Source organism: Microbacterium sp. SW12, assembly GCF_055391095.1.
This window is the reverse complement of the sequence record NZ_AP024335.1, coordinates 2,208,093-2,233,117: the sequence shown is the minus strand read 5'-3', so window position 1 is coordinate 2,233,117 and position 25,025 is coordinate 2,208,093. Positions and strand designations below refer to the sequence as shown.

General features: G+C 66.9%; 27 protein-coding genes and 1 tRNA gene. 17 read left to right on the top strand and 11 right to left on the bottom strand.

Annotation, left to right across the window (positions count from 1 at the left end; translation table 11 throughout):
• Positions 1 to 63 precede the first annotated feature (63 nt).
• A complete protein-coding gene (locus MICSW_RS11305; RefSeq protein ID WP_228176851.1) occupies positions 64 to 1,167 on the bottom strand; it encodes an ABC transporter ATP-binding protein in 1,104 nt (367 codons plus the stop codon).
• Between the two features lie 141 nt (positions 1,168 to 1,308).
• Complete coding sequence (locus tag MICSW_RS11300; RefSeq protein ID WP_464495941.1) at positions 1,309 to 2,157, bottom strand: NAD-dependent epimerase/dehydratase family protein; 849 nt, start codon at positions 2,155 to 2,157, stop codon at positions 1,309 to 1,311.
• 190 nt (positions 2,158 to 2,347) lie between these two features.
• Here MICSW_RS11300 and ppk2 point away from each other — a divergent pair, with 190 nt between their 5' ends.
• The 4 genes from ppk2 to MICSW_RS11280 all read left to right on the top strand — a co-directional run bounded on the left by ppk2 (position 2,348) and on the right by MICSW_RS11280 (position 5,623).
• Positions 2,348 to 3,229, top strand: a complete 882-nt coding sequence (ppk2, locus tag MICSW_RS11295; protein ID WP_375237365.1) for a polyphosphate kinase 2 — start codon at positions 2,348 to 2,350, stop codon at positions 3,227 to 3,229.
• Between the two features lie 184 nt (positions 3,230 to 3,413).
• The gene (locus MICSW_RS11290) at positions 3,414 to 4,364 is read left to right on the top strand and encodes a DsbA family protein (RefSeq protein WP_292729993.1); all 951 of its coding nucleotides are present in this window, start codon (positions 3,414 to 3,416) and stop codon (positions 4,362 to 4,364) included.
• A gap of 40 nt (positions 4,365 to 4,404) precedes the next feature.
• Positions 4,405 to 4,480: transfer RNA gene (locus MICSW_RS11285), tRNA-Thr, on the top strand.
• A gap of 186 nt (positions 4,481 to 4,666) precedes the next feature.
• Positions 4,667 to 5,623 carry a DMT family transporter gene (locus MICSW_RS11280; protein WP_292733156.1) on the top strand — a complete coding sequence of 319 codons (957 nt, stop codon included), beginning with the start codon at positions 4,667 to 4,669 and terminating at the stop codon, positions 5,621 to 5,623.
• A 12-nt stretch (positions 5,624 to 5,635) separates the two neighbouring features.
• On the opposite strand, the gene msrB is transcribed toward MICSW_RS11280, so the two are convergent.
• On the bottom strand, positions 5,636 to 6,040 hold the full coding sequence (gene msrB, locus MICSW_RS11275; protein WP_292727169.1) for a peptide-methionine (R)-S-oxide reductase MsrB: 405 nt from the start codon (positions 6,038 to 6,040) through the stop codon (positions 5,636 to 5,638).
• A 58-nt stretch (positions 6,041 to 6,098) separates the two neighbouring features.
• Between msrB and MICSW_RS11270 the strand changes: the two genes are divergently transcribed.
• From MICSW_RS11270 to groL, 5 genes are all read left to right on the top strand, one after another.
• Complete coding sequence (locus tag MICSW_RS11270; RefSeq protein ID WP_292727171.1) at positions 6,099 to 7,109, top strand: DUF2332 domain-containing protein; 1,011 nt, start codon at positions 6,099 to 6,101, stop codon at positions 7,107 to 7,109.
• 9 nt (positions 7,110 to 7,118) lie between these two features.
• Positions 7,119 to 7,418, top strand: coding sequence for a DUF3263 domain-containing protein (locus MICSW_RS11265; protein ID WP_228176857.1), 300 nt, complete (start codon positions 7,119 to 7,121; stop codon positions 7,416 to 7,418).
• A complete protein-coding gene (locus MICSW_RS11260) occupies positions 7,418 to 8,017 on the top strand; it encodes a LytR C-terminal domain-containing protein (RefSeq protein ID WP_292727173.1) in 600 nt (199 codons plus the stop codon). The genes MICSW_RS11265 and MICSW_RS11260 overlap by 1 nt, the downstream gene beginning before the upstream one ends.
• Positions 8,018 to 8,146: 129 nt before the next feature.
• Positions 8,147 to 8,347, top strand: a complete 201-nt coding sequence (locus MICSW_RS11255; RefSeq protein ID WP_228176859.1) for a cold-shock protein — start codon at positions 8,147 to 8,149, stop codon at positions 8,345 to 8,347.
• A gap of 165 nt (positions 8,348 to 8,512) precedes the next feature.
• The gene (gene groL / locus MICSW_RS11250) at positions 8,513 to 10,132 is read left to right on the top strand and encodes a chaperonin GroEL (RefSeq protein WP_228176860.1); all 1,620 of its coding nucleotides are present in this window, start codon (positions 8,513 to 8,515) and stop codon (positions 10,130 to 10,132) included.
• A gap of 66 nt (positions 10,133 to 10,198) precedes the next feature.
• Here the strand turns inward: groL and MICSW_RS11245 are convergent, their stop codons facing one another.
• The 6 genes from MICSW_RS11245 to MICSW_RS11220 all read right to left on the bottom strand — a co-directional run bounded on the left by MICSW_RS11245 (position 10,199) and on the right by MICSW_RS11220 (position 16,948).
• Positions 10,199 to 10,486, bottom strand: coding sequence for a WXG100 family type VII secretion target (locus MICSW_RS11245; protein ID WP_228176861.1), 288 nt, complete (start codon positions 10,484 to 10,486; stop codon positions 10,199 to 10,201).
• A 131-nt stretch (positions 10,487 to 10,617) separates the two neighbouring features.
• Positions 10,618 to 12,369 carry a sensor histidine kinase gene (locus tag MICSW_RS11240; RefSeq protein WP_464495930.1) on the bottom strand — a complete coding sequence of 584 codons (1,752 nt, stop codon included), beginning with the start codon at positions 12,367 to 12,369 and terminating at the stop codon, positions 10,618 to 10,620.
• Positions 12,370 to 12,388: 19 nt separating this feature from the next.
• On the bottom strand, positions 12,389 to 13,081 hold the full coding sequence (locus tag MICSW_RS11235; protein ID WP_228176863.1) for a response regulator transcription factor: 693 nt from the start codon (positions 13,079 to 13,081) through the stop codon (positions 12,389 to 12,391).
• A gap of 169 nt (positions 13,082 to 13,250) precedes the next feature.
• Positions 13,251 to 14,906, bottom strand: a complete 1,656-nt coding sequence (locus tag MICSW_RS11230; RefSeq protein WP_464495926.1) for a DNA repair helicase XPB — start codon at positions 14,904 to 14,906, stop codon at positions 13,251 to 13,253.
• 41 nt (positions 14,907 to 14,947) lie between these two features.
• Positions 14,948 to 16,681 carry a helicase-associated domain-containing protein gene (locus MICSW_RS11225; protein WP_292727179.1) on the bottom strand — a complete coding sequence of 578 codons (1,734 nt, stop codon included), beginning with the start codon at positions 16,679 to 16,681 and terminating at the stop codon, positions 14,948 to 14,950.
• Entirely contained in the window at positions 16,682 to 16,948 is a 267-nt protein-coding gene (locus MICSW_RS11220) for a multidrug ABC transporter ATPase (protein WP_228176866.1), read from the bottom strand.
• 107 nt (positions 16,949 to 17,055) lie between these two features.
• On the opposite strand from MICSW_RS11220, the gene MICSW_RS11215 reads away from it, so the two are divergent.
• Together MICSW_RS11215 and MICSW_RS11210 are read left to right on the top strand one after the other, a co-directional pair.
• The gene (locus tag MICSW_RS11215; RefSeq protein ID WP_228176867.1) at positions 17,056 to 17,436 is read left to right on the top strand and encodes a cold-shock protein; all 381 of its coding nucleotides are present in this window, start codon (positions 17,056 to 17,058) and stop codon (positions 17,434 to 17,436) included.
• Positions 17,420 to 18,013 carry a DUF3027 domain-containing protein gene (locus tag MICSW_RS11210; RefSeq protein ID WP_292727181.1) on the top strand — a complete coding sequence of 198 codons (594 nt, stop codon included), beginning with the start codon at positions 17,420 to 17,422 and terminating at the stop codon, positions 18,011 to 18,013. The genes MICSW_RS11215 and MICSW_RS11210 overlap by 17 nt, the downstream gene beginning before the upstream one ends.
• Here MICSW_RS11210 and serC read toward each other — a convergent pair.
• Positions 18,010 to 19,116, bottom strand: a complete 1,107-nt coding sequence (gene serC / locus MICSW_RS11205; protein WP_464495915.1) for a phosphoserine transaminase — start codon at positions 19,114 to 19,116, stop codon at positions 18,010 to 18,012. The two genes, MICSW_RS11210 and serC, sit on opposite strands and share 4 nt — an antisense overlap.
• Positions 19,117 to 19,217: 101 nt before the next feature.
• Between serC and MICSW_RS11200 the strand changes: the two genes are divergently transcribed.
• The 3 genes from MICSW_RS11200 (at position 19,218) to MICSW_RS11190 (ending at position 21,887) form a co-directional block, all read left to right on the top strand.
• Complete coding sequence (locus MICSW_RS11200; protein WP_228176870.1) at positions 19,218 to 19,919, top strand: metal-dependent transcriptional regulator; 702 nt, start codon at positions 19,218 to 19,220, stop codon at positions 19,917 to 19,919.
• 255 nt (positions 19,920 to 20,174) lie between these two features.
• Positions 20,175 to 21,074, top strand: a complete 900-nt coding sequence (locus MICSW_RS11195) for a M23 family metallopeptidase (RefSeq protein ID WP_464495911.1) — start codon at positions 20,175 to 20,177, stop codon at positions 21,072 to 21,074.
• A gap of 315 nt (positions 21,075 to 21,389) precedes the next feature.
• Positions 21,390 to 21,887 (top strand): HNH endonuclease, encoded by a 498-nt coding sequence (locus MICSW_RS11190; RefSeq protein ID WP_228176872.1) that lies wholly within the window; start codon positions 21,390 to 21,392, stop codon positions 21,885 to 21,887.
• Between the two features lie 3 nt (positions 21,888 to 21,890).
• Here MICSW_RS11190 and MICSW_RS11185 read toward each other — a convergent pair whose 3' ends face one another.
• Entirely contained in the window at positions 21,891 to 22,391 is a 501-nt protein-coding gene (locus tag MICSW_RS11185) for a MarR family winged helix-turn-helix transcriptional regulator (RefSeq protein WP_292733169.1), read from the bottom strand.
• Between the two features lie 65 nt (positions 22,392 to 22,456).
• Here MICSW_RS11185 and MICSW_RS11180 point away from each other — a divergent pair, with 65 nt between their 5' ends.
• The 3 genes from MICSW_RS11180 to MICSW_RS11170 all read left to right on the top strand — a co-directional run bounded on the left by MICSW_RS11180 (position 22,457) and on the right by MICSW_RS11170 (position 25,024).
• Positions 22,457 to 23,461: an EamA family transporter gene (locus MICSW_RS11180; RefSeq protein ID WP_464495905.1), complete on the top strand. Its 1,005-nt coding sequence runs from the start codon at positions 22,457 to 22,459 to the stop codon at positions 23,459 to 23,461.
• 2 nt (positions 23,462 to 23,463) lie between these two features.
• A complete protein-coding gene (locus MICSW_RS11175; RefSeq protein WP_464495904.1) occupies positions 23,464 to 24,021 on the top strand; it encodes an isochorismatase family protein in 558 nt (185 codons plus the stop codon).
• A 226-nt stretch (positions 24,022 to 24,247) separates the two neighbouring features.
• The gene (locus MICSW_RS11170) at positions 24,248 to 25,024 is read left to right on the top strand and encodes a hypothetical protein (RefSeq protein WP_292735556.1); all 777 of its coding nucleotides are present in this window, start codon (positions 24,248 to 24,250) and stop codon (positions 25,022 to 25,024) included.
• Position 25,025 lies beyond the last annotated feature (1 nt).

The following is a 25,025-nucleotide window of genomic DNA, read 5'->3' as shown; positions in this document are numbered from 1 at the left end:
AGGGCTTACGTGCGTGACGGCGCGGACGTCTGAGACATCCGCGCCGTCACGAGGTCATGGTGATCAGGCCGAAGCGACAGCCTTCTCCGAGAGGCGCTCGCCCGACTCGAGGTCGAACAGGTGAACGTGGTCGAGAACCGGAGCCAGCACGACGGTCTCACCGGCGTTCGGGTGGTTGCGACCGTCGACACGAGCGACGACATCGGTGCGCTTGCCGTTGATGTCGGCGTGACCGTAGAGGTAGCCGTCGGCGCCGAGCTCCTCGACGAGGTCCACGACCACCGAGAGGCCCTTGCCGTCGGCGGGGCTGACCTCGATGTCTTCGGGGCGGACACCGATCGTGAGCTCCTTGGCGCTCGTCTTGGCGAGGACATCGCGCTCGACCGGCACCAGGTGCGTACCGAAGTTGACGCCGCCCTCGGTCACGTCGACGGTGAACAGGTTCATGGCAGGGGAGCCGATGAAGCCGGCGACGAAGATGTTCTTCGGTGCCTCGTACAGATCGCGCGGGGTGCCGACCTGCTGCAGGATGCCGTCCTTGAGGACCGCGATCCGGTCACCCATCGTGAGGGCCTCTGTCTGGTCGTGGGTCACGTACACGGTCGTGACGCCGAGGCGGCGCTGCAGCGACGCGATCTGGGTACGGGTCTGGACGCGCAGCTTCGCGTCGAGGTTCGACAGCGGCTCGTCCATGAGGAACACCTGGGGCTGACGCACGATGGCGCGGCCCATCGCGACACGCTGACGCTGACCACCCGAGAGAGCCTTCGGCTTGCGGTCGAGGTACTGCTCGAGGTCGAGGAGCTTCGCCGCCTCGAGAACGCGGGAAGCGCGCTCATCCTTGTTGACGCCGGCGATCTTCAGGGCGAAGCCCATGTTCTCGGCGACGGTCATGTGGGGGTACAGCGCGTAGTTCTGGAACACCATCGCGATGTCGCGGTCCTTCGGCGGGACATCGGTGACGTCGCGCTCGCCGATGCGGATGTGACCCGAGTTGACCTCTTCAAGGCCCGCGAGCATGCGCAGCGAGGTGGACTTACCGCAACCCGAGGGACCGACCAGGACGAGGAACTCGCCGTCGCCCACTTCGAGGTTCAGCTTGTCAACTGCGGGACGGGTTCCACCGGGGTAGAGGCGGGTTGCGTTGTCAAAGGTGACTGACGCCATTTCTTCTTCTCCTTCACCGGCAGGTACGTGCCGGACGATCCGTTGTGAGGATGAGCGGGGGCTTGGCCCGCACGCCCGTCATCGGGCGCATCTTTCAGTATGCCACCCCCACCTGGGAGCGAACACCGAGGATCGCTGTGCTCAGTGGCCCTCGCGCCAAGAGTGCTGGGGCGCGTAGCCCAGCATCCGTGTCGCCTTTTCAATCGACAGCAGCGTCTCGTTCGGTCCGACCTCGCGGGTGACCGGCACATCGGGGAAGACCTCCGCGAGCAGCTCGGCGTTCGGCCGCGACATCACGGTGTCGGCTGCAGCGATGATGTACTGCTCGAACCCGGCCGGCGCGATCTCGAGTGCGCGCTCGATGGCCTGCGATCCGTCGCGGGCATCGATGTAGCCCCACAGGTTCCACTTGCGGGCCCGCGCATCCTCATCGAAACGGGGGAAGGCCGCGTAGTCCTCCGGAACCATGACGTTAGAGAACCGCAGCGCTGTGATCGACAGATCGGGATGCCAACGCACGAGCTCGCGCGCCATCCGCTCTTCGAGGGTCTTCACGAGCGAGTACACGCTCTCGGGGCGAGGCTCATACTCCTCGTCCACCGGAACGTACGGCGGCGGCACGTCGAAGGGAAGCCCCAGCACTGTCTCGCTGGAGGCGTAGACCAGGCGACGGATGCCGAGCCTGACGCTCGCCCAAAAGACGTTGAAGGTCGCTGCCATGTTGTTGTGGAAGACCGCGACCTCGGAGCGGATGCCGGGTGCCGGGATGGCCGCGAGGTGAACGACGGCATCGAGCCCGCGGTCGTCGCGATCGCCAAGGCCCGCGAGGGCATCGATCACCTGGCCGTAATCGGTGAGGTCCACCTGCAGGAAGCCCGGCTGGGGGCGGCCGGCGATGTCGAACCCGATCACCTCGTGTCCCGCTGCGCTCAGCTCCCGAACAACGACGCTTCCGAGCTTTCCGGTCGAGCCGGTCACCACAATTCTCATGACCCCAGCCTTACACGCCCGATCGTCGAGGCGGCGGGACGGCGGGGCTTGATCGTCACCGGATGTTCACCGGGCGGTGAACGTCGGTCTCGTGTGAGGTACTCCGGTGAGTGAGAATGCGAAGACGGCGCACACGATGCAGACCGCGCCGTCGGAGGCTGCCATGTTCGAGAACGTCCCCGCCGGAGATATGCGGGCCTACATCGAGTACCTGCGCGAGCACGGCTACACCGTGCGCGACGGGCACACTCCCGACCCCGATCTGATCGATCCCGAGGGCAATCCGGTCTACACGTGGCAGGAGGGCTACCCCTACGCGGACCGGATGACGCGCGACGAGTACGAACTCGAGAAGTACCGCCTGCAGGTGGAGCTGCTGAAGTTCCAGTACTGGCTCGAAGACACCGGTGGCCGCGCCATCATCCTGTTCGAGGGCCGGGATGCCGCGGGCAAGGGCGGCACGATCAAACGGTTCACCGAGCACCTCAACCCGCGGTCTGCGCGCGTCGTCGCCCTGGCGAAACCGAGTGATCGCGAGCAGGGCCAGTGGTACTACCAGCGCTACATCCAGCACTTTCCGACCGCGGGCGAGATCGTCATGTTCGACCGGTCCTGGTACAACCGAGCCGGCGTCGAACGGGTCATGGGGTTCTGTTCGGATGACGAGTATGAGACGTTCATGGAGCAGACTCCCTCGTTCGAACGGATGCTGGTCGAGTCCGGCATCCATCTGACGAAGTTCTGGTTCTCGGTCTCGCGAACCGAGCAGCGCACGCGGTTCGCGCTGCGTCAACTCGATCCGGTGCGGCGGTGGAAGCTCTCGCCGATGGACATCGCCTCGCTGGACAAGTGGACCGAGTACACGGTTGCCAAGGAGGAGATGTTCCGCCGCACCGACAAGAAGTACGCGCCGTGGACCATCATCCGATCCAACGACAAGAAGCGTGCTCGGGTGAACGCGATGAAGTTCTTCCTCGGGCAGTTCGATTACGACGACAAGGATTTCGAGGTTGTGGGAACGCCCGACCCCTTGTTGGTGATGCGCGGCAAACAGGAAGAGGCCGACGAATAGCCTGACCGTGAGTGGTGCTGGTTTCCCGGCCACATCACACCTAAAGAGGCGCCATGTCTGGGGTTTTCCCAGGCTGTCTGGCTACCATCGTGGGCGGTGGTCGTTACCTGAGCGACATCCCCCCGGCCAACGCCACGGCCCCCTGTCGGGTACAGCCCGACCCCTTGTTGTGTGAAGAGGTTTCATGTCGAGCGATCAGACGCCCAGCGGTGAGCAGCCCACGGCGCCCGAGGCTCGCGACCGCCGCGAAGCGGTCCGCGAGAAGGCGCAGAAGGTTCACGCGAAGCAGACGCGAGCGCGCCGCATCCGTACCGGAATCATCGGCGTCGGAATCGTCGCTGTGGTCGCCGTCGTCGCCGTCTCGGTCACCTGGGCGGTGACCTCGACAACCTCGACGAGCGCGCTCAGCCCCGCTGCTGCCAAGGCCGACGGTTTCGCGGTGACCGACGTCGACGGTGCGGTCATCGCGCAAGAGGGCGTCGACGACAGCACGTCCACTGAGGCCGGGGCGACAAGCGCTGCGACCCCCGAGCCGACCCCTGTTGTCACCGAGGCGCCCGAAATCGAAATCCGGGTCTATGTCGACTACCTCTCAACCGGCTCAGCCGAGTTCCAGCTCGCCAACGCGGCGCAGCTGTCGACCTGGGTCGACGAGGGTGCGGTCAGCCTGACGTACTACCCGGTCGCGATGCTCACGGCGAAGTCCAACGGCACGAAGTACTCGCTGCGCGCCGCAGCAGCGTCAGCGTGCGTCGCCACCCACGCATCAGACGCGTTCTTCAAGTTCAACAACGCGTTGCTGGAGCAGCAGCCGGATGTCGACGCCGACGGGTACTCCGACACCGAACTGGCCGACATCGCGCAGGCATCCGGGGTGTCGAACCCCAAGGTCGTGCGGGCCTGCATCGAGGACGGCGACTTCCTCTCGTGGGCGAAGAAGGCAACCGAGCGCGCGGTCGAGGAGATCCCCGACACCGAGGGCGTCCAACTCACCGGCACACCGCTCGTGCTCGTCAACGGCTCGGTCTATGTCGGGGCGCTCGATGACCCGAAGGAGTTTGCCCAGTTCGTGTTGACGATCGACTCCGACGCTTACTATCAGACGTTGTCGCCGACACCGACGCCCACTCCCTGAGACGGGGAGCACCTCGGCGCCCCGATAGACTGGGCGCTCTGCCGACGTGGCGCAATTGGTAGCGCACCCGACTTGTAATCGGGCGGTTACGGGTTCAAGTCCCGTCGTCGGCTCCAGTTTTCGGCGTCGCAACCGGATGCCGACACCGACGTTGTCATCGGGCGGTTACGGGTTCGCGTCCCGTCGTCGGCTCCAGTTTTCGGCGTCGCAACCGGATGCCGACACCGACGTTGTCATCGGGCGGTTACGGGTTCACGTCCCGTCGTCGGCTCCACACGCGCCCCGTCCGGCAGAATGAACCGGTGACGTCCGGCAGAGCAGCGACGGCCCTCGGGCTTCTCGGTACTGCCCTCGTCGGTGCCCTCACCGCCCTTCAGGTGCGAGCTAACGGCCAACTCGGTCACCGCATCGACGACAGCACTCTCGCCGCGGCGTTCTCGTTCGGTTCCGGCCTCGTGCTCATCACCGTCATCGCGGCGTTGACGCCCGCGGGCCGTCGAGGAATCCGCGCGTTACGGGACGGCATCAGCGCTGGCGGCATCCGGTGGTGGATGCTGGCGGGCGGCCTCGCGGGAGCCTTCACGGTATCCAGCCAGAGCATCACGGCCGGCATCATCGGGGTGTCGCTGTTCACGGTCGGATTCGTCGCCGGCCAGATCGTCTTCGGCATCGTGATCGACCGGGTCGGTTACGGGCCGTCCGGCGTGGTCCCGGTCACGATCCGGCGGGTTATCGGCGGCGCTGTCGCCCTGCTCGCCGTCGGGATCTCGGTGACCGGGGGGAACCTCACTGGGGTGCCCTGGTGGATGCTGCTCCTGCCGCTCCTCGCCGGGGGCGGCGTTGCCTGGCAGCAGGCCACGAACGGTCGGCTTCGCGGCGCGACCGGCTCAGCGATAGCTGCGACCGCCGTCAACTTTCTTGGCGGAACGATCGCGCTCGTGCTGATCGCCGCTGTCCACGTGGCGATCGTGGGGTTGCCGGAGCGGTGGCCGAGCGATCCGTGGCCCTATGCGGGCGGCGCGCTGGGGGTCGGGTACATCCTGCTGTCGGCAGCTCTCGTCCGCCGCACGGGCGTGCTGTTGCTCGTGCTTGGCTCGGTGGTCGGCCAGCTGGCGACTGCTCTTGTTCTTGACGCGTTTTGGCCGGCGCCCGCAAGCCCCGGCCTTGGGCACGAGGTGCTGGTGGCTCTCATCGCCGTAGCGTCGGTCGCCATCGTGGTTGTGCCGTGGCCTCACACGCGGCCCGGAGCGCGCGCGTGAGGTGACGGACGGTCAGGACTCTTCGGGCGTGAAGGTCAGGGCGATCGAGTTCATGCAGTACCGGTCGCCGGTGGGCGTGCCGAATCCATCGGGGAACACGTGGCCGAGGTGGGATCCGCACTGGGCGCACCGCACCTCGGTGCGCACCATGCCGTGGCTGCGGTCCTCGATGAGTTCGACAGCCTCGGGGCGAACCGACTCGTAGAAGCTCGGCCACCCGCAGTGCGAGTCGAACTTCGTGCCGCTCTTGAACAGCTCGTTGCCGCACGCAGCGCAGGCGTACAGACCGGCTCGACTCTCGTCGAGCAGTTCACCGGTCCAGGGACGCTCGGTTGCCGCTTCGCGCAAAACCGCGTACTGGTCGGCGCTGAGCTCTGCGCGCCACTCGGACTCGGACTTCTCGGTGCGATAGGACATTGCTCCTCCTCACCACAAGTCAACACGAAGTGGCGACGGACTGTTCCACAATGGGGGCATGGTGTCATCCCCGGATGCGGAGGCCGGCCGTGTCGCGGAACGCTATCGCCGCTTCGCAACGCAGGAGGCGCCGGGGCGCTCTGACGTATATGAGGAATGGGCCAGGGGCGTCGCGGCCGATCCTGACGCGCAGCGCCTGCTCGCACGTATCCCCGAGGGGCGGCGTCAGCCTCCGCTCGTGTTCGCGGTGACCCGGATGCTGGGCGCGACCGAAGGCGGGTATGCAGCCTGGTCGCAGTGGCTGGCGGCGAACATCGACGGCGTGGCGGCGGAGTGCGCTGCGCGCGGTCTGCAGACCAACGAACCGCTGCGATGCGCAGCTCTGCTGCCCGCGCTGAGCCTCATCGACGGCCCGATTGCGCTTCTCGAGGTCGGCGCGAGCGCCGGCCTGTGTCTCTACCCCGATCGCTACTCATACCGGTACGAGAGTGGACAAGACCTCGACCCGGCCGGTGGTCAATCACCTGTCGTGCTTCGAAGCAGCGCCCGGGGTCTGCCGAGTCTGCACCTGCCCGAGGTCGTGTGGCGTGCCGGTATCGACCTGGCGCCGCTGGATGCGGCATCCGAGGCCGACCGTCGCTTCCTGACCTCGCTGGTCTGGCCGGGGGAGGAGGGGCGACGCGAGCGGATCGTCGCGGCGCTCGACGTCGTGCGTGCGGAACCCCCGACGCTCATTTCAGGAGATGCCACCGCCGACGGCCTGCTCGCGCAGCTCGCCGCCGAAGCACCTGGCGACGCCACGCTGGTCGTGACCACCCCGGGCGTGCTTCCCCACATCGCCAGAGCCGGACGCACGCGGGTCTTCGAGCACATAGACGCACTTCGCGCCGCACGCCCCGGTACACACTGGATCTCCATCGATCCGCCCGGGCTCCACGATCGCTGGGGCGCGGATGCCGCGGGCCGGCCCGGCTTCGTCCTGGGTATGGACGAGCGGGCGCTCGCCGTCGTCGACCCACTCGGCGGATGGGTGGAGTGGCGCGCGCCGGATGTCGGTGCTCGCCGATAACCTCTCACCGTGCCCCTGAACGAGCGTGAGCGCGCGATTCTCGACTTCGAGTCGTCGTGTCGGTTGCGAGGCTGGGCGAAAGAAGAACAGATCCGCCAGACGCTCGGCATGTCGCCCGCTCGGTATTACCAGTTGCTGGTTCGGATGCTGGATTCGGTCGATGCGCAGGCATACGATCCGCTGCTGATGGGCCGACTTCGCCGACTCCGCGAGCACGGCCGTGGCAGCAATCGATCCGGTGCGGCCAGTGGCGAGCCTGGCGCCCGCCCGCGCACAGTTTCCCTCGGCGGCATCGGTACGATCGTCTGATGCCGAACTCCGAGTTCCCGCGCGATCGATTTGACGACCTGCCCGAGGATGTCGGTCGAGTCGGTGCACACCGTGCGGAGCAGCCGCACATGCGCGGCGGAGTCGTCTTCTTCTGGGCGGCACTTGCCACTGTCATCCTGATCGCGGTGGGGATCTTCGCGATGTTCGTGGTTTCTGGGCGCATCGTGCTGTTTCCCGAGCCCACTCCCGAGCCCACCCCGACGGTCACCGTGGACCCCGTCGTCGACACGTCCTACTCGGTTCTGATCCTCAACGCGACGCCAGAGACCGGCCTTGCCACGCAGCTGAAAGACCAGCTCATCGCCGCCGGGTGGGTCCCCGACACCGTCCTGGCGGGGCAGGCCGGGACCGACGACTTCCCCGAGACGACGGTCTACTATGCGACGGATGCTGACTACGCCGCGGCGTTGGGCCTCGCTAACGTGATCGGCGGCGCGGCAGTGGCCCAGAGCGACATTTATCAACCGACCGACGACCCCGCAACCGAGGTCGACGAAGGCGCCACGAAGCAGCTCACGATCGTCATCGGCCTCGACCGCACCGCGGCCGGTGCGCCCACTCCCGAGCCCACGGCCTGACCCGCGCGGCCCGCGTGTTTCCGGGCCGTAACAAGGTGAAGACGCGCGTGTCAATACTTCGTCCTACGACCGTTTCGGGTCGATTCCGGTGCATACGATGACGGTGTCCTACCAGCATCAGGAGTACCCATGGCCCAAGGCACCGTCAAGTGGTTCAACGCCGAGAAGGGATACGGCTTCATCACCGTCGATGACGGTCAAGACGTGTTCGTCCACTACTCGAACATCGACATGACCGGTTTCCGCGTTCTCGAAGAGGGACAGAAGGTCGAATTCACCGTCGGGACGGGCCAGAAGGGCCCGCAGGCGGAGTCGGTGCGGGTGGTCTAGCCACCGCGTCGACCAGGTTTCAGAAGAGACGGATGCTGCGGCATCCGTCTCTTCGTCGTCTTCGTCGTGCGCGGCTTGCACTCCCCATGGGCGAGTGCCAGAATGGGTTAGCACTCCAGATCGGTGAGTGCTAAGACCTAGCCCCGTCCGGGAGGGACGACACACATGGCAAAGATGATCGCTTTCGACGAGGAGGCCCGTCGCGGCCTCGAGCGCGGCCTGAACACCCTCGCCGACGCCGTCAAGGTGACGCTCGGCCCCCGCGGCCGCAACGTCGTGCTCGAGAAGAAGTGGGGAGCCCCCACGATCACGAACGACGGCGTTTCGATCGCCAAGGAGATCGAGCTCGAGGACCCGTACGAGAAGATCGGCGCGGAACTCGTCAAGGAAGTCGCCAAGAAGACCGACGACGTCGCCGGTGACGGCACCACGACCGCAACCGTGCTCGCCCAGGCGCTCGTGCGCGAGGGCCTGCGCAACGTCGCGGCCGGCGCCGACCCGATTTCGCTCAAGAAGGGCATCGAGAAGGCCGTCAAGGCTGTCACCGACGAGCTGCTCGCTGGTGCGAAGGAAGTCGAGTCCAAGGAGCAGATCGCCGCTACCGCGTCGATCTCCGCCGCTGACCCCGAGATCGGCGCCCTGATCGCCGAAGCCATCGACAAGGTGGGCAAGGAAGGCGTCGTCACCGTCGAGGAGTCGAACACGTTCGGCACCGAGCTCGAGCTGACCGAAGGTATGCGCTTCGACAAGGGCTACCTGAACCCCTACTTCGTGACCGACCCGGAGCGTCAGGAAGCGGTCTTCGAAGACCCCTACATCCTGATCGCCAACCAGAAGATCTCGAACATCAAGGACCTGCTGCCGATCGTCGACAAGGTGATCCAGGACGGCAAGGAGCTCCTGATCATCGCTGAGGATGTCGAGGGTGAGGCTCTCGCGACCCTCGTGCTCAACAAGATCCGTGGCATCTTCAAGTCGGCTGCCGTCAAGGCTCCCGGCTTCGGCGACCGCCGCAAGGCTCAGCTGCAGGACATCGCGATCCTCACGGGTGGCCAGGTCATCACCGAAGAGGTGGGCCTCAAGCTCGAGAACGCGACCCTGGACCTGCTCGGCCGTGCGCGCAAGGTCATCATCACCAAGGACGAGACCACGATCGTCGAGGGTGCCGGCGACGCCGCGCTCATCGAGGGTCGCGTGACCCAGATCCGTCGCGAGATCGACAACACCGACAGCGACTACGACCGTGAGAAGCTGCAGGAGCGCCTGGCGAAGCTCGCCGGCGGCGTTGCGGTCATCAAGGCCGGAGCGGCTACCGAGGTCGAGCTCAAGGAGCGCAAGCACCGTATCGAGGACGCCGTTCGCAACGCGAAGGCTGCCGTCGAGGAGGGTATCGTCCCCGGTGGTGGCGTCGCGCTCATCCAGGCCGGCACCAAGGCGCTCGGTTCGCTCGAGCTCAGCGGTGACGAGGCAACCGGCGCGAACATCGTCAAGGTCGCCATCGAGGCTCCGCTCAAGCAGATCGCACTCAACGCCGGTCTCGAGCCGGGTGTCGTCGCGAACAAGGTGTCGGAGCTGCCCGCAGGTCACGGCCTGAACGCCGCTACTGGCGAGTACGGCGACCTCTTCGCTCAGGGCATCATCGACCCGGCGAAGGTCACGCGCTCCGCGCTGCAGAACGCCGCGTCGATCGCGGGCCTGTTCCTGACGACCGAGGCCGTCGTCGCCGACAAGCCCGAGAAGGCTCCGGCCATGCCCGCCGACCCGTCGGGTGGCATGGACTTCTGAGTCCGGCTGCATTTCACACCGAAGGCCCCTCCCACGTGGAGGGGCCTTCGGTCGTTTTCGGTGCGATCAGCGGAACAGGCCGAGGGTCATCTGCTCGGCATCCGCGTACTGGTGTCCTGCCGCTTCCAGGGCGACGCCGATTGCGCTGAGGGCCTCCTCCACCTGAGCGTTGGCTGCGCGCCACTGGTCGATGACGCCGGCGAAGGCAAGAGATGCCGCCCCGGTCCAGTGCGACTGCAGGCCGGTGAGCTGGGCGAGCATGGTGTGCGTTTCTGCGCGGACGCGGTCTGCGGTGGCCCGCACACCTGCCGTTGCGGCAAAAACTGCGTCGCTGTCGACGGAATAGACGGCCACAAGAACCTCCCGGTGTCGTGAGTGTAGGTGACACGCTACGGTCGCGGCTCGCGTGTGCGCGGCGGCGGACCCCCTGTTCACATAGGCCACGGCTGAGCCCCTTTTGGGGAGGAGAACTCGGTGCGCGGTGCTCAGGCCGGGGGGTCGCTCCGCAGATCAGCCGGCAGGCGGTCCAGCGGCTGCGTTTCGAGCAAGGCGTGCTCGGCCGGGTCAAGGTGCCTGGCGAGAGGGAATCCGACGCGGAATGTGGCGCCGCCACCGGGAGTGTCCATGACGCGGACCGAGCCGTGGAGCGACTCCACGATGGAAGCGACGATCGACAGCCCGAGTCCGGACCCGCCGGTCTCGCGCGTGCGCGAGTTGTCGGCGCGCCAGAACCGCTGGAAGATCTTGTCTTTGATCTGGTCCGGCACGCCTTCACCGTGGTCGACGATCTCGATCCAACCGGACTGCGCCGCGGCATCCACCCCGATGCGCAGCTCGATGGGAGAGTCGTCGGCGGTGAAACGGCGAGCGTTCCCGATGAGGTTCGTGATCACCTGACGAATGCGGTTCTCTTCGCCGAGCACGATCGGGGGGAGCGCGACAGGCGCCGACGATGACGGCCCGAGGTCCAGTGGCCCGATGACGATCTGCTCGGTGGTCGGCGCGATGCCGCGCGCATCCCTCGGGCGGCGGCGCAGCAGGATGGAGCCCGCGCGGCTGAAGGCCGACCGTGGCCGTTTGGGTGTCTCAAGGGTGTCGGTTTCGGTCTGTGGCGGCCGCTGTTCGGTCGGCTCGACGATGGTCGTATCGATGACTGCGACCGGCCGCTGGGGAGCGGCAGCGCGCACGTCGAGGGCTGCATCGCGCGCGAGCGGCCGCAGATCGACTGGGGCGAACTGGATGTCTCGGCGTTCATCGAGCCGGGCAAGGGCAAGCAGGTCTTCGACGAGCAGGCCCATGCGCATGGCTTCCTTCTCGATCCGCTCCATCGACTGTGCGACATCCTGGTCGGTGCGGATGGCTCCCATCCGGTACAGCTCCGCGTAGCCGCGGACGGTGACTAGGGGCGTCCGCAGTTCGTGCGACGCGTCGCCGACGAACCGGCGCATCTGGCGCACCGTGGCGTCTCGCTGCGCCAGCGCGGCGTCGATGCGCCCGAGCATGGCGTTGATCGCGGTCTTGAGTCTTCCGACCTCGGTGGCGGGGGCGATGTCGGTCATGCGCTGGCCGAAGTCACCGGCCGCGATCTCCATCGCGGTGTTCTCGACCTGGGTGAGGCTCCGGAACGCGAGGGTGACCAGCAGCCGGATCGCGACGGCGCCGAGCACGATCGTGATCACCGACAGGATGCTGTAGATGCCCAGATAGGTCGCGAGAGTCTGGGTCACTGTCGACATCGGCAAAGCGACCATCTGGGTGTAGAAGATCGAGGTTCCGGGGATCTCCACCGGTGCGACCGCCGCGCGGAAAGTGCTGGTGTCGGACTCGCTCGACAGATCGAACGGCTGTTGTGCCAGCGAGAACGCATCCGCGTAGGGAAGAAACGTCTCCGGGAAGTCCGGCTTGGCGTCGCGCCGTCCGCCGCCGGCCTGAGCGACGTAGTTTCCGTCAGCATCGTAGATGGCGACGAAATACTCGGTCGGTGGGGAGTCGGGGACGACCACTTGGCCGGTAGAGGTTTCGATAGCGAACAAGCCGCCTACCGCACCCGCTAGGTCGCTGACTTGCGTGTCGACGCTCGCCAAGAGTTGGCTCCGCAGGAACACCGTCGTTCCGATGCCGGTGGCGATCAGCCCGAGAGCCAGGATCGACACGGCAACGCCCGTCACCTTGGCGCGCAGGCTGAGGCTGCGCCACCACCCGGTGACGGCGTCGGTCTTGCCGGTCGTGGTGCTCACGCCGACTCCGACGGATGCCTCACGCCGACTTGCCGGCCTTCAGCATGTATCCGAATCCGCGTTTGGTCTGGATGAGCGGCTCGGACGAGTACGGGTCGATCTTGCGGCGCAGGTACGAGATGTAGCTCTCGACGATGCCGGCATCCCCGTTGAAGTCGTATTCCCAGACGTGGTCGAGGATCTGCGACTTCGAGAGCACCCGGTTCGGGTTGAGCATCAGGTACCGCAGCAGTTTGAACTCGGTCGGGCTGAGGTCGATCGAGACATCGCCGACCGAGACATCGTGGGTGTCCTGATCCATCGTCAGCTCTCCGGCGCGGATGACCGACTCCTCGTCGGTTTGCATCGTGCGGCGCAGGATCGCCTGGATGCGCGCGACGATCTCATCGAGGCTGAAGGGCTTGGTGACATAGTCGTCGCCGCCGGCGTTCAGGCCGGTGATCTTGTCTTCGGTCTCGTCCTTGGCCGTCAGGAACAGGATCGGGGCGGTGTACCCGGCGCCGCGCAGGCGCTTGGTGACGCTGAATCCGTTCATGTCGGGCAGCATGACATCGAGCAGGATGAGGTCGGGTTCCTCTTCGAGAACTGCCGAGATCGTCGAGGCGCCATTGGCGACTGCCTTGACCTGATAGCCGGCGAACTTGAGGCTCGTCATCAGCAGGTCTCGGATGTTCGGCTCGTCGTCGACGACGAGGATGCGGGGTGCGCTCATGCCCCCATTATCGTGATTCGCCTGGTGTGGATGCTGGATATCGCGCGGATCGGCGGTTTCCCCCCTCCCAGGCGTAGGAGGAACCCGCGGCGTAGGACGGTTCAGGTAGGCATCCTCCGACCTCGGCGAGATCGCCTACCTGCGGTAGACGGATGCCGGGCTGTGCAGGTCACGCCGCGAGTTTGTCGGCATCCAGGATCGTGTAGCTGTAGCCCTGTTCGGCGAGGAACCGCTGCCGGTTCTGCGCGAAGTCCTGGTCGACCGTGTCGCGCGCGATGAGCGTGTAGAAGCTGGCAGTATTGCCCGACTGTTTGGGGCGCAGGAGTCGGCCGAGCCGCTGCGCCTCCTCCTGTCGGGACCCGAACGATCCCGACACCTGGATGGCGACGGATGCCTCGGGCAGGTCCACCGAGAAGTTTGCGACCTTCGACACCACGAGCACCGGAATTTTCCCCTCCCGGAAGCCGCGGTAGAGCTCTTCGCGCTCATCGACCGGGGTTGCGCCCGTGATCTGCGGGGCATCCAGCGCCTGCGCGATCTCGTCAATCTGGTCGAGGTACTGACCGATCACGAGGGTCTGTTCGCCGGCGTGCCGTGCCACGAGATCCTTCACGACGCCGATCTTCGCCGGGGCTGTGGCTGCGAGCCGGTACCGCTCGTCATCCGCTGCCGCCGCGTACTCGAGCCGTTCGCCGGCGGGAAGGTCGACGCGCACCTCGTAGCAGGCTGCGGGGGAGATGAAGCCCTGCGACTCGATCTCTTTCCAGGGGGCATCGAACCGCTTGGGGCCGATGAGGCTGAACACATCGCCCTCGCGGCCGTCTTCGCGCACGAGCGTCGCCGTGAGGCCCAGCCGTCGACGGGCCTGCAGGTCGGCCGTGAGCTTGAAGACGGGGGCTGGCAGCAGATGGACCTCGTCGTAGACGATGAGACCCCAGTCGAGGGCGTCGAGCAGCGCGAGGTGCGCGTACTGTCCCTTCCGCTTGGCGGTGAGGATCTGGTAGGTCGCGATCGTGACCGGCTTGACCTCTTTGGCCTGCCCCGAATACTCGCCGATCTCTTCGGGCGTGAGGCTCGTGCGCTCGAGCAGCTCGTCGCGCCACTGCCGCGCACTGACGGTATTGGTAACCAGGATCAGCGTTGTCGTCTTGGTGTCGGCCATCGCGCCTGCCCCGACGAGTGTCTTGCCCGCGCCGCAGGGAAGCACAACGACTCCCGACCCTCCGTCGGTGAACGCGTCGACAGCCTGCCGCTGGTAGGGGCGCAGGTGCCAGTCCTGCTCGGCGAGGTCGATCGGATGCGGCGTTCCGGGTGTGTAACCAGCGAAGTCTTCGGCGGGCCAGCCGATCTTCAGCAGCTCCTGCTTGATCTGCCCCCGCGCCCAGGCGTCGATGACGTACGTGTCGGGGGCGGGATGCCCCACCAGCAGTGGCTGGATGCGCTTGTTCTTCGTGACCTCGGCCAGCACCGCAGCATCCGTCGACCGCAGCACGAGCACAGGCTCCTCGGAGTCGTCGACGGTGTCGCGCTCGATCACGAGGCGGCCGTACCGGCCGACCGTTTCGCGGATGTCGATAGCCACCGACGGCGGCACGGGGAAGCGGGTCCACCGGTCGAGGGTGCCCAGCATGTCTTCGGCCGTGTGCCCGGCCGCCCGGGCGTTCCACAGGCCGAGCCGCGTGATGCGGTACGTGTGGATGTGCTCGGGAGCGCGCTCGAGTTCGGCGAAGATCGCGAGTTCGTGGCGTGCGGATTCGGCATCCGGATGTGCCACCTCAAGCAGCACTGTCCGGTCGCTTTGCACAATGAGAGGGCCGTCAGCCATAGCGGTCCAGTCTACCCGCGAGGTGGTGGGGCGGACGGCTCTCAGGCCGGCGAGACGTTCACGATGGTCGAGATCGGGAGGGTGCGTTCGACATCCGCTCCCCGGTCTCTGCCCCGCAGCCGGCCGCCGCCGAGCCCCGTGGCCTCCAGCGTGAACGTGCGGGTTTCGGCGTCGCTGATCTGCGCCGTGACCACGATGATCGACTTCGTGCGCACCGCCTGCTCAAGCTCGCGCTCCAGCCAAGCGGCGTCGCCATCGCCGCCCGAGGCGCGGAGCGACCCGATGAGACGCGCGTAGACGTCGCCCGCCGGTTCTGCGGAAGCAGTCTGCGCCGCGGTTCGGCGTCGGAGTGACTCGGGCGCTCCGTGCTCGTCGAGCGCGACGACGGGGTAGCGCGCATCGGCCAGTGCCCAGAACAGGTGATCACGACCGACCCGGCTCACGAGCACATCGCCGTGGCGCACCAGGCCGACGGGGCGCAGGGCCTGGTCGATGACGACGAGATCGAGCAGGTGCGGATCGCTGCTCTCGACGATCGTGTTGGGGCTCGCGGCATCCGAGCGGACTGTGACCGAACCGTGCCGGGAGGCTGTCGTGTCGATGACGTAGTCCAGCGGTTGCGGGATGCCGGTGAGCGACAGCTCGCGCAGGAAGTCGCGGATCGAATCGGCGCTCTCCCCGTCGGTGAGGCCGGCCCCGATCGTCTCAGCCGTGAACCGGTACGTCGAGGCCTGCGCACGGGATTCGCGCCGCGCGATCCTGCGCAGGCGCAGGTCGAGCCGGGGGGCGAGTGGGCCGGGAGCGACAGCGGTCAGGTCCGCCTGCAGGTAGATCCGGTCGATTTCGGCGGGAAGAGCATCGCGCAACGCATCAGTGTCGAGACCTGTGCCCTCGATGAGTCCACGTGACCACGGCGGGACCGTTCCCTCTGCCGCGAGGATGCCCCACCGCTGCGCCGTCTGTCGCAGCGCCGCAGCCCGCGCCGGCCATTCCGGGCTCAACGGGTACGTGCCCGCCCAGCCGGCAGGGTCGACGATTCCACCCTGCGGGGTGCGCAGCCCCGCTGGGAGACTCCGACGATAGCCGTCGGCGATCGCCGCCCACCGCGCGACGGTGCCGCCATCCAGCCACTGTTCGCCCGTGGCGGTGACGACGAGCTCCCGCCCGATCGGCGTGAGCAGTCCTGCGGCGAGACCTGCGGCGATCAGATCGTCGAGGTCCTCGGGCGCGCCGATCGCGCCTGACTCAGTGAGGCGCTTGCGGTCTGCAGCGCTAACTGCGCCTGCGCCGGTGAGAGTCAGCGGAACGTGCAGGGCAGCCAACAGCACGTCGGCCAGCGACGCGGATGCCGTGAAGATCCGCTCTGCCGCGCTCGCGGTCTCGGCCGCCGAAGCTGGGACCGGGGCGGGCGACGCGCTCGCGGTCTCGGCCACGTCGGCGGGCGGATCCGCGAGTCCTGAGCCGCTCGCGGCCGCAGCGATCCGCTCCTGCACCGGGGCATAGACCGCGCCGCCGGGCCGGGCCAATCCCCAGGCCACGATGGTCGGGGCGGCGACATCATCCGTGCCCGCGGCGACGAGGGCGGTCAGTTCGCGACGGTCGAGCCGTGCCAGCGCCCGGTCTATCGACGCCGGATCGAGCAGCGCCTCGGCGGCATCGAAGAAGTCGCGCCAGGATGCCGCGGGCGAGACGCCACGCCGGGTGAACAGATCAGCGAGGGCGTTGTCATCGAGCGATGCCAGCCAGGTGGCGAGTGTGCGCTCGTCGCCCGCCATCTATTGGCTCCGGTTCGCCCGCGCCCTTCGCACGAACGTCATGATGAGCACCGTCAGCAACATCGCGAACGCGAGGATCGGTGCGACGTAGACGACGATGCCGACAGCGGGCCACAGCCCGGTGCTGAAGTCGGCGTGCGAGGCGGAGCCGATGAGAATCGCGAAGAACGACAGAACCGAGAGCGCCAGCAGCCCGAGAGACATCGACGCGAGCACGCGGTCGATCGTGCGAACCGGGAGGTCGCTGCCAGGGCTTCGCGTGCTCATCCGCCCCAGACTACTCCGTCGCGGTGCTCTAGGCTTAACCGGGGATCGATCGGTCCCTGCGTCACTCCTGCCGCCCAACCGCGGCGCCGTTCAGAACGAGGTTTCCCATGCCCACCGGCAAGGTCAGGTTCTACGACGAGGAAAAGGGCTTCGGCTTCATCTCCTCCGACGAAGGACAGGATGTCTTCCTTCATGCCACCGCGCTGCCCGCTGGGGCCACGGTGAAGGCTGGCACGCGCCTCGAATTCGGTATCGCCGACGGAAAGCGCGGCCCGCAAGCGTTGTCGGTGCGGGTGCTTGAGGCGCCCGCCAGTCTCGCCAAGCGCTCCCGCAAGCCCGCCGACGACATGGCGATCATCATCGAGGATCTCGTGAAGCTGCTCGATGGTGTCGGTGGGGACCTGCGGCGCGGTCGTTACCCGAGCAGCGCACACGGTGCGAAGGTCGCCGCCGTGCTGCGCAAGGTGGCCGATGAGCTCGACGCCTGATCCGGCGCTGCTTGCCGCACACGACCTCGCTCTCGCGGCACTGCACGAGATCACTCCGGCGGCTACCGTGGGCCCGACTGCCGGGTACGCCGTGGAGTCGGACGGCGTCGTCTCGCTGCGGTTCGAGACGACCCTGCGCGGGTATCCCGGGTGGTTCTGGACGGTGAGTGTCGCCCGGGTCGGCGAGGAAGAGCCCACTGTGCTCGAGGCTGAGCTTCTGCCCGGCGAGGATGCGCTGCTCGCGCCGGAATGGGTGCCGTGGGCGGTGCGTCTGGCTGACTACCAGGCAGCTCAGGCGGCGTTGGCAGCAGAGGCGGCATCCAGTGACGAGGATGACGACTCCGACGAGGCTGACGGAGACGAGGGCGACGACGAAGACGACGACCTCGATGACGTTGATGATCTGGATGCCGACGACTTCGACGAGGACGGGTCGCGGCTCTTGCACAGCGGCGACGTCGACGGTGTCGACATCGATGAGCTCGACGAGGACGCTGAGGAAGACGGCGCTGAGGACGACGCTGACGACGAAGCCACCGACGTCGACCCGGACGACAGTGACCCCGACGAGGACTAGAGCCGCTCGGCGGTGTACTCGATCGCCCCGATGAGCCGGCGCACGTCGTCCTCGTCGATAGAGACGAACGTCGCGATGCGCAACTGGTTGCGTCCGAGCTTGCGGTACGGCTCGGTGTCGACGATGCCGTTCTCGCGCAGGCTCTTGGCGATGGCTGCGGCATCCACGCTTTCGTCGAAGTCGATCGTGACGACGACAGGTGAGCGGTCAGCGGGGTTCGTGACGAACGGGGTCGTGTAGGCGGTCGCCTCGGCCCACGCGTACAGGGCCGCCGAGGTGGCTGCAGTCTTGGCTCCGGCCCAGGCGAGTCCGCCGTTGTCGAGGATCCAGCGCACCTGCTCATCGAGCATGAGCAGGGTGGCTACCGCCGGAGTGTTGAGTGTCTGGTTCAACCGGGAGTTGTCGATCGCGTTCTTCAGGCTCAAGAACTCGGGGATGTAACGGTCGGATGCCGCGATCCGCTCGATCCGCTCGATTGCCGCAGGCGAGACGAGGGCATACCAGAGCCCACCGTCGGAACCGAGGTTCTTCTGCGGGGCGAAGTAGTAGACGTCGGCCTGGGTGGCGTCGAAGTCGATACCGCCGGCCGCGCTGGTGGCATCGATGACCGTCAGCGCACCAGGGTCTGCGGTGACGCGAGTGACGGGAGCTGAGACGCCCGTCGAAGTCTCGTTGTGCGGCCAGGCGTAGACATCCACGCCCTCGACCGGTTCGGCGGTCCCGCCGGTGCCCGGCTCGCTCTTGCGGACATCCGGTGCCTCGAGCCACGGGGCTTTCGCGGCCGCGGCGAACTTCGAACCGAACTCCCCGAACGCGAGGTGCTGGCTGCGACGCTCGATGAGGCCGAACGCTGCAGCATCCCAGAACGCCGTCGAACCGCCGTTGCCGAGGATGATCTCGTAACCTTCCGGCGCGCGCAGCAGATCGGCAAGACCCTCGCGGGTGCTCGCGGCGAGGTTCTTGATGGGGGCCTGGCGGTGCGACGTTCCGAGGAGCGATGCCCCGCGCGTGACGAGAGCTTCGAGCTGAGCGCCACGGACCTTGGAGGGTCCGCAGCCGAATCGGCCGTCGACGGGAAGCAGTTCGCGGGGCAACTCGACCATGTCCCGATTCTAGGGTTGCGCCGAGGACGGCCCGGACCGGGGGCCGTGGAAAAGGCTAGGCTCGTCTTACCCCCACGAGGATGCAGACACGAGGATCCCGCATGACAGATCTCATCGATACGACGGAGATGTACCTTCGCACCATCCTCGAGCTCGAAGAAGAGAACATCACTCCGCTTCGGGCGCGGATCTCGGAGCGGCTCGGCCACTCGGGTCCGACGGTTTCGCAGACGGTGGGACGCATGGAGCGCGATGGTCTGGTCGTCGTCACCGAGGATCGGAGCCTCGAGCTCACCGACCTCGGGCGCCAGAAGGCCATCGATGTCATGCGCAAGCACCGCCTGGCTGAGCGGCTGCTTTCCGACGTGATCGGACTCGATTGGGCGTACGTCCACGATGAGGCCTGCCGGTGGGAGCACGTCATGAGTGAGCAGGTCGAGCGCCGGCTCGTCGAGCTGCTCGATCACCCCACCGAGTCGCCCTACGGGAACCCGATTCCGGGGCTCGATCAGCTCGGTGATGTTCCGGCGCTGACGTTCGAATCCGGTGTGGTGGGGCTCGTTCGCAAGCTCGATGCCGCCGGCGAGCCGATCACGGGAACAATCCGTCGGCTTGCCGAGCCCGCTCAGGTCGATCCCGAGTTGCTGCAGCAGCTCAAGGGCGCCGGGGTGCTGCCCGGGGCTCACGGAAGCTATCGCTACAACGAGGGGTACGTCCTTGTTGAGATGGATGGCGCGGACGAGGGTCTCGAACTGCCGGTCGAGGTCGCGGGGCATATCTTCCTCGTCGACGACCGCGTTTGACTGCGGGGACAAGGGCACTCCGTCAGTTCCTCCCCACCCCGCACGGAGGGGTTATCTCCGGCCGCCAGCGTGACATGTTCGTTACCTTCGGGTAGCCTCGAACAGTCCGAGCGAGTCCAGCACGACCTCGGACCCCGATCGAATTGCCTCGCGGCTCGTCATTCGAACGGTGACCCCCGTGATCGAGCGGAACGCAGGTTCCGCACCGAAACGTGACGAGTCGGCGCTCCGGCGCAGAGGCGCCGGAGGACTTAGTTGGCTGAAGAGAACGATTCGACCGCGGTGGATGCCGAGGCCGCGACGACCCGAAAGACCTCGCGTCTTGCCCGCATCCGTCGCGGGGCCGTCGACAAGCCCGCAGGCAAGACCGCACCCGCGGCATCCGTTGCCCGGCCGGCAGTCCGTACTCCCAAGGCGAGCGTGCGTGGTCCGGTTCGCAATGTCGCAACCCTCGTGATCGTCGGCGGCCTCGTGGCCACTGTCGCTCTTCCCGCCTACGCGTCCTTTCAGCAGCCCGACGAATCGGTGACCCTGCAGCAGGTTGCCGAGGGCGACGCGCAGTCGATCGTGATCGCGTCGGATGCGGCGACGACCGACCTCAACCGCGAGAGCTACTCGGCCACCACTCCCGAAGAGATCGAGAAGAAGAAGGCTGAAGAGGCTGCGGCCGCTGCGGCTCGTGCGGCTGCTTCGCTCGCGTCCAGCAGCGCTGCATCGGTCAACATCAACATGGTGGCCCCGGGGTCCGGGGCCGTGCGCTGGCCCGTCGCGAGCTTCCACAGCGACTGGGCGATCAACGGATTCCGCACACCCACGCGTCCGAACCACAACGGCCTCGACATGCTCAACTCGGGCGGAACGCCGATCTTCGCGGCAGCCGACGGAGTCGTGCGTGTCGCGCAGGACGGCCTCGGCGGCTACGGGAACGCTGTCGTGATCGACTCGGTCATCGGTGGTCAGGTTGTCACGACTCTGTACGCGCACATGATCTGGGGAAGCCGCACCGTGGGCGCCGGACAGACCGTGTCGGCCGGCCAGATGATCGGTCTCATGGGTCAGACCGGATCTGCCACGACCACCCACCTGCACTTCGAGGTGCGAGTCGGCGGTGCGCTCGTCGACCCCATGGCGTGGCTGAACGCCAACGCCGGCTGAGCGCCGGTTTCGTTCCTCGACACGCCACGTTCCGTTCACCCTCGTTGACCTTCGGGTGTCGTGAGGTGCATTAGCCTTATCGCGACGTGTAAGAGAACGGGAGAGAGTCCGATGGGCAGCACACCGCGCAGCCGAACCACGGTTGCACTGGGGCGCCTCGTCCTTCGGCATCATGTTCTCGGACACCGCAGCTGTGCTGTGGTTCCAGGGCGCTGTCTGTAGAGACAGCGCCTTTTTTCATGCCTTGCGCGCTCTGATCACGTCGAACGTCGAAGAATCCCGGGAAGCCGTCTCGGGCCGTTCGAGAGGACAGCAATGCGCACTCTGGTGTTGAATGCGGGCTACGAACCGCTGGCCGTCGTGTCGTTCAAGCGGGCGCTCGTGCTCGTCATGAACGACAAAGCCACCGTCATCGAGCACATCCCGGAGGATCCGGTCTGGGGTACGGACGGGGCGCACGATCGGCCCGCGGTGATCCTGCTCAGCCGCTACGTTCGGGTTCCTGGCGGACGCACCATCCCGGTGACCCGTCGCGGGGTTCTTCGCCGAGACGCGCATCGCTGCGGATACTGCGGCAGATCGGCATCCACGATCGACCACATCCTGCCGCGCTCTCGGGGTGGCGCTGACTCGTGGGAGAACCTCGTGGCGTGCTGCCTGAAGTGCAACAACCTGAAGAGTGACCGCACGCCGCAGGAGATGGGTTGGGAGCTGCGCCTGACGCCGGGAGCGCCGCGCGGAGCGCAGTGGACGGTGCGCGGCACCGATCGCACCGACCCGTCGTGGGAGCCCTATCTCGCGCTTGCTGCCTGACTCTTACGCGGGTGGCTCCAGGACGCCGAGCCAACGGCGCAGAATCGGCTCGAGTGTTTCGGCATCCGTCCCCAGCTCCTCGATGATGCGGTGCTCGCCGGCCATGTGCGCGGTAAAGGCTTCGTCGATGAGGGCGAGTCCGGCATCCGTCAGGCCAATGAGCCTGCCGCGCGCGTCGGATGCTTCGGGGCGGCGTTCGACGAGCCCACGGGCGATGAGGCGATCGACGCGTTTGGTGAGGCCGCCGCTGGTGACCATCGTGTGGTCGGCAAGCTCACCGGCCCGCCGCTGGTAGGGCGCACCTGCGCGGCGTAGGGTCGCGAGGATGTCGAACTCGGCGTAGCTGAGGTCGAAGCTTGCGTAGACCTCATCGAGACGGCGGTCCAGGAGCAGTCCGATGCGGTGCAGACGCCCGATGATGCCCTGGGGGAACGTGTCGATGTCGGGACGTTCGCGGCGCCATTCGGCTTGGATCTGCGTGACGCGGTCGGGGGCGGCATCCATGGATCCACGATAGGGGAATAAATCTTCCACGGAAGCTATTGTTAGCTTCCGTGGAAGATAAATCCGTGAGGTGGCTCCTGCTGACCGCGATCGCACCGATCGCCTGGGGCAGCACGTACTTCGTGACGCGGCAGTTCCTGCCCGCCGATGCTCCGCTGTGGGGTGCGCTGTTTCGTGCCCTGCCGGCGGGACTGATCCTGTTGCTGATCTCGCGCCGCCTCCCGCGCGGGGTGTGGTGGTGGCGTGCCGCGGTGCTCGGCATCCTGAACGTCGGCGGCTTCTTCGTCCTCGTCTACATCGCCGGCCAGCGCCTGCCCTCGAGTGTTGCGGCGACAGTCATGTCGGCGTCAGCTGCCGCCATGATGCTGCTGGCCTGGATGCTGCGCCGGCAGCGGCCGCGCGTGCTCGCGGCCATCGGCGCGGGAATCGGGCTCCTCGGTGTCGCGCTGCTAGTTGGTGTCGGTGGCGAGCCCGTCGACGGATGGGGGCTCGTCGCCGCGTTCGCCGGGATGACCTCCTCCTCGCTCGGGTTCGTGCTGACGGGGCGGTGGGGCAACGAGATTCCGGGACTCACGATGGCGTCGTGGCAGCTGACGATGGGCGGCCTCATGCTGCTGCCCGTCGCGCTCATCGTGGACGGTCCGCCTCCCGCGCTGACCCCGACCTCATTCGTTGGGTTCGCCTACCTCTCGCTCGTGTCCACAGCGCTTGCCTTCACCGTCTGGTTCGCGGGCCTGCGGCGCCTGCCAGCCGCGACCGTGGGGCTTGTCGGACTGCTCAACCCCGTGACCGGCGTGGCACTGGGCGTCTTCCTCGCGGGGGAGTCGTTCGGTCTTGCGCAGGTGGCGGGGCTTGGCCTCGTGCTCACCGGGATCGTGCTGGGTGCGGTCGTGCCCCGCCGGGCGCGCTCTCGGGAGGGGATGGATGCTCGGGAGGGTGTGGATGCGGCATCCACCCTCCCGAGTGACCCTAACCTCCCGAGTGCGCGGGCGGGGGCGCCTGTTGTGGACGGATTCCTGCCAGTCCAGGATGCGCCGCCTGTAGTGTCGGCGCGGCGTGATGGGATGTGAGCATGACGCGCGCGCTCGTGGTGATCGATATGCAGCGGGGGTTCGATGACCTCGACTTCTGGGGTCCGACCGCAAATCTCGGCTGTGAGGCTAATGTCGCGCGGCTGATCGAGGCGTTCGCGGGGGAGCCGGTGGTGGTCGTGCGACACGACTCGCGGCATCCGGAATCTCCGCTGCATCCGTCCAACCCGGGCAACACGTTGGTTGATGCCGTGGCTAACGCGGATGCCGCGGTGCTGGTGACCAAGAACGTGAACTCGGCGTTCTACGGCGACCCCGACCTGCATGCGTGGCTGCAGGAGCGGGGGATCGGTGAACTGGTGCTGTGCGGCATCCAGACCAACATGTGCGTCGAGACCACCGCCCGGATGGCGGGAAACCTCGGCTACGACGTGACTGTCGTGCTGGATGCGACCCGCACGTTCGATCTCGAGGAAGAGATCCCGGGGCTCGGTGTCGTGCGCCGGTCGGCGGCTGAGCTCATGGCCGGTACGGCGCTCGTGCTGCAGGGCGGCGGCTTCGCGCGCATCGCCACAACCGCCGAGATCGTTCCGGCCTGAGGTCCGCAACCCTCAACTCCAGCTCGAGGGTTAGAACAAAGTATCTATTCTTGCTGGTTCAGTCGGTGGGCTCCGGTTCTGTGGGGTCCCTCGGACCGGATTCTCTGACAGAAGAGATGAGCTCCGACGATAGCTGCGGTTTCGATGTCGGATGGCTCTCGTATCGTGCTCTCATCGCATTGACGCATTAGAACATGCGTTCTAACCTGTGGGAGTGAGGGCGATCATGGGAGCACAGCGCACCGAAGCCATCGCTGACGTCCGCGACCGGCTGGCTGAGGTGCATCGCCTGCGCGCCCAGGTCGAGCAGGTGCAGGGGCGATCCTTGGATGCTCCGGCCTTGCCGGCGTATCCCGCGCTCTCACGGTTGCTTCCTGGGGGAGGATTGCGACCCGGGTCGGTGTACACGCTTGCGCCGGGGGCGGCATCCGTCTCGCTCCTGCTTGCCCTGCTTGCCCCGCCCTCGCAGGCTGGGTCCTGGTGCGGGGTCGTGGGGATGCCGCACCTGGGAGCCGAGGCCGCCGAGCGACTCGGGGTTGATCTGTCGCGGCTTGTGGTGATTCCCGATCCGGGGTCGCGGTGGCTCGCGGTGGCGGCGACAGTCGCCGAGGTTCTTCCTGTCGTGGCAGTGCGCCCGCCGGGGCGGGTGTCGGATGCCGACTCCGCTCGGTTCGCGGCACGCCTGCGTGATCGCGATGGTGTGCTGCTCGTGCAGGGGCCGTGGCCGCAAGCTGAGGCGTCGCTGTCGGTGAGCGATCCGGGCTGGAGTGGGCTCGGTCGCGGGCACGGATATCTGGATGCGCGGGAAGTCACCGTCACGGTGACAAGTCGCCGACTGTCGACCCCGCGGCGCGGACCCGTTCTGCTCCCGGCGCCCGGGGGAGTCGTCGACGCTGGCCGAGAGATTTCTCCCGCAGTTCGAAGCGTGAGTGAGCGTGAAGCTCTGTTCGTCAGGGAAGCCCTATCAGTTCGGGAAGCCCTATCTGTTCGGGAAGCAGGGTGAC

Coding starts and splice junctions, on each gene's coding strand:
- MICSW_RS11270 (WP_292727171.1), top strand. CDS start 6,099: ATGGTGTCATCCCCGGATGCGGAGGCCGGCCGTGTCGCGGAACGCTAT.
- MICSW_RS11255 (WP_228176859.1), top strand. CDS start 8,147: ATGGCCCAAGGCACCGTCAAGTGGTTCAACGCCGAGAAGGGATACGGC.
- serC (WP_464495915.1), bottom strand. CDS start 19,116: ATGGTCGAGTTGCCCCGCGAACTGCTTCCCGTCGACGGCCGATTCGGC.
- ppk2 (WP_375237365.1), top strand. CDS start 2,348: ATGCGGGCCTACATCGAGTACCTGCGCGAGCACGGCTACACCGTGCGC.
- MICSW_RS11220 (WP_228176866.1), bottom strand. CDS start 16,948: ATGAGCACGCGAAGCCCTGGCAGCGACCTCCCGGTTCGCACGATCGAC.
- MICSW_RS11175 (WP_464495904.1), top strand. CDS start 23,464: ATGACGCGCGCGCTCGTGGTGATCGATATGCAGCGGGGGTTCGATGAC.
- MICSW_RS11225 (WP_292727179.1), bottom strand. CDS start 16,681: ATGGCGGGCGACGAGCGCACACTCGCCACCTGGCTGGCATCGCTCGAT.
- MICSW_RS11200 (WP_228176870.1), top strand. CDS start 19,218: ATGACAGATCTCATCGATACGACGGAGATGTACCTTCGCACCATCCTC.
- msrB (WP_292727169.1), bottom strand. CDS start 6,040: ATGTCCTATCGCACCGAGAAGTCCGAGTCCGAGTGGCGCGCAGAGCTC.
- MICSW_RS11305 (WP_228176851.1), bottom strand. CDS start 1,167: ATGGCGTCAGTCACCTTTGACAACGCAACCCGCCTCTACCCCGGTGGA.
- MICSW_RS11190 (WP_228176872.1), top strand. CDS start 21,390: ATGCGCACTCTGGTGTTGAATGCGGGCTACGAACCGCTGGCCGTCGTG.
- MICSW_RS11215 (WP_228176867.1), top strand. CDS start 17,056: ATGCCCACCGGCAAGGTCAGGTTCTACGACGAGGAAAAGGGCTTCGGC.
- MICSW_RS11235 (WP_228176863.1), bottom strand. CDS start 13,081: ATGAGCGCACCCCGCATCCTCGTCGTCGACGACGAGCCGAACATCCGA.
- MICSW_RS11290 (WP_292729993.1), top strand. CDS start 3,414: ATGTCGAGCGATCAGACGCCCAGCGGTGAGCAGCCCACGGCGCCCGAG.
- MICSW_RS11260 (WP_292727173.1), top strand. CDS start 7,418: ATGCCGAACTCCGAGTTCCCGCGCGATCGATTTGACGACCTGCCCGAG.
- groL (WP_228176860.1), top strand. CDS start 8,513: ATGGCAAAGATGATCGCTTTCGACGAGGAGGCCCGTCGCGGCCTCGAG.
- MICSW_RS11300 (WP_464495941.1), bottom strand. CDS start 2,157: ATGAGAATTGTGGTGACCGGCTCGACCGGAAAGCTCGGAAGCGTCGTT.
- MICSW_RS11185 (WP_292733169.1), bottom strand. CDS start 22,391: ATGGATGCCGCCCCCGACCGCGTCACGCAGATCCAAGCCGAATGGCGC.
- MICSW_RS11230 (WP_464495926.1), bottom strand. CDS start 14,906: ATGGCTGACGGCCCTCTCATTGTGCAAAGCGACCGGACAGTGCTGCTT.
- MICSW_RS11210 (WP_292727181.1), top strand. CDS start 17,420: ATGAGCTCGACGCCTGATCCGGCGCTGCTTGCCGCACACGACCTCGCT.
- MICSW_RS11170 (WP_292735556.1), top strand. CDS start 24,248: ATGGGAGCACAGCGCACCGAAGCCATCGCTGACGTCCGCGACCGGCTG.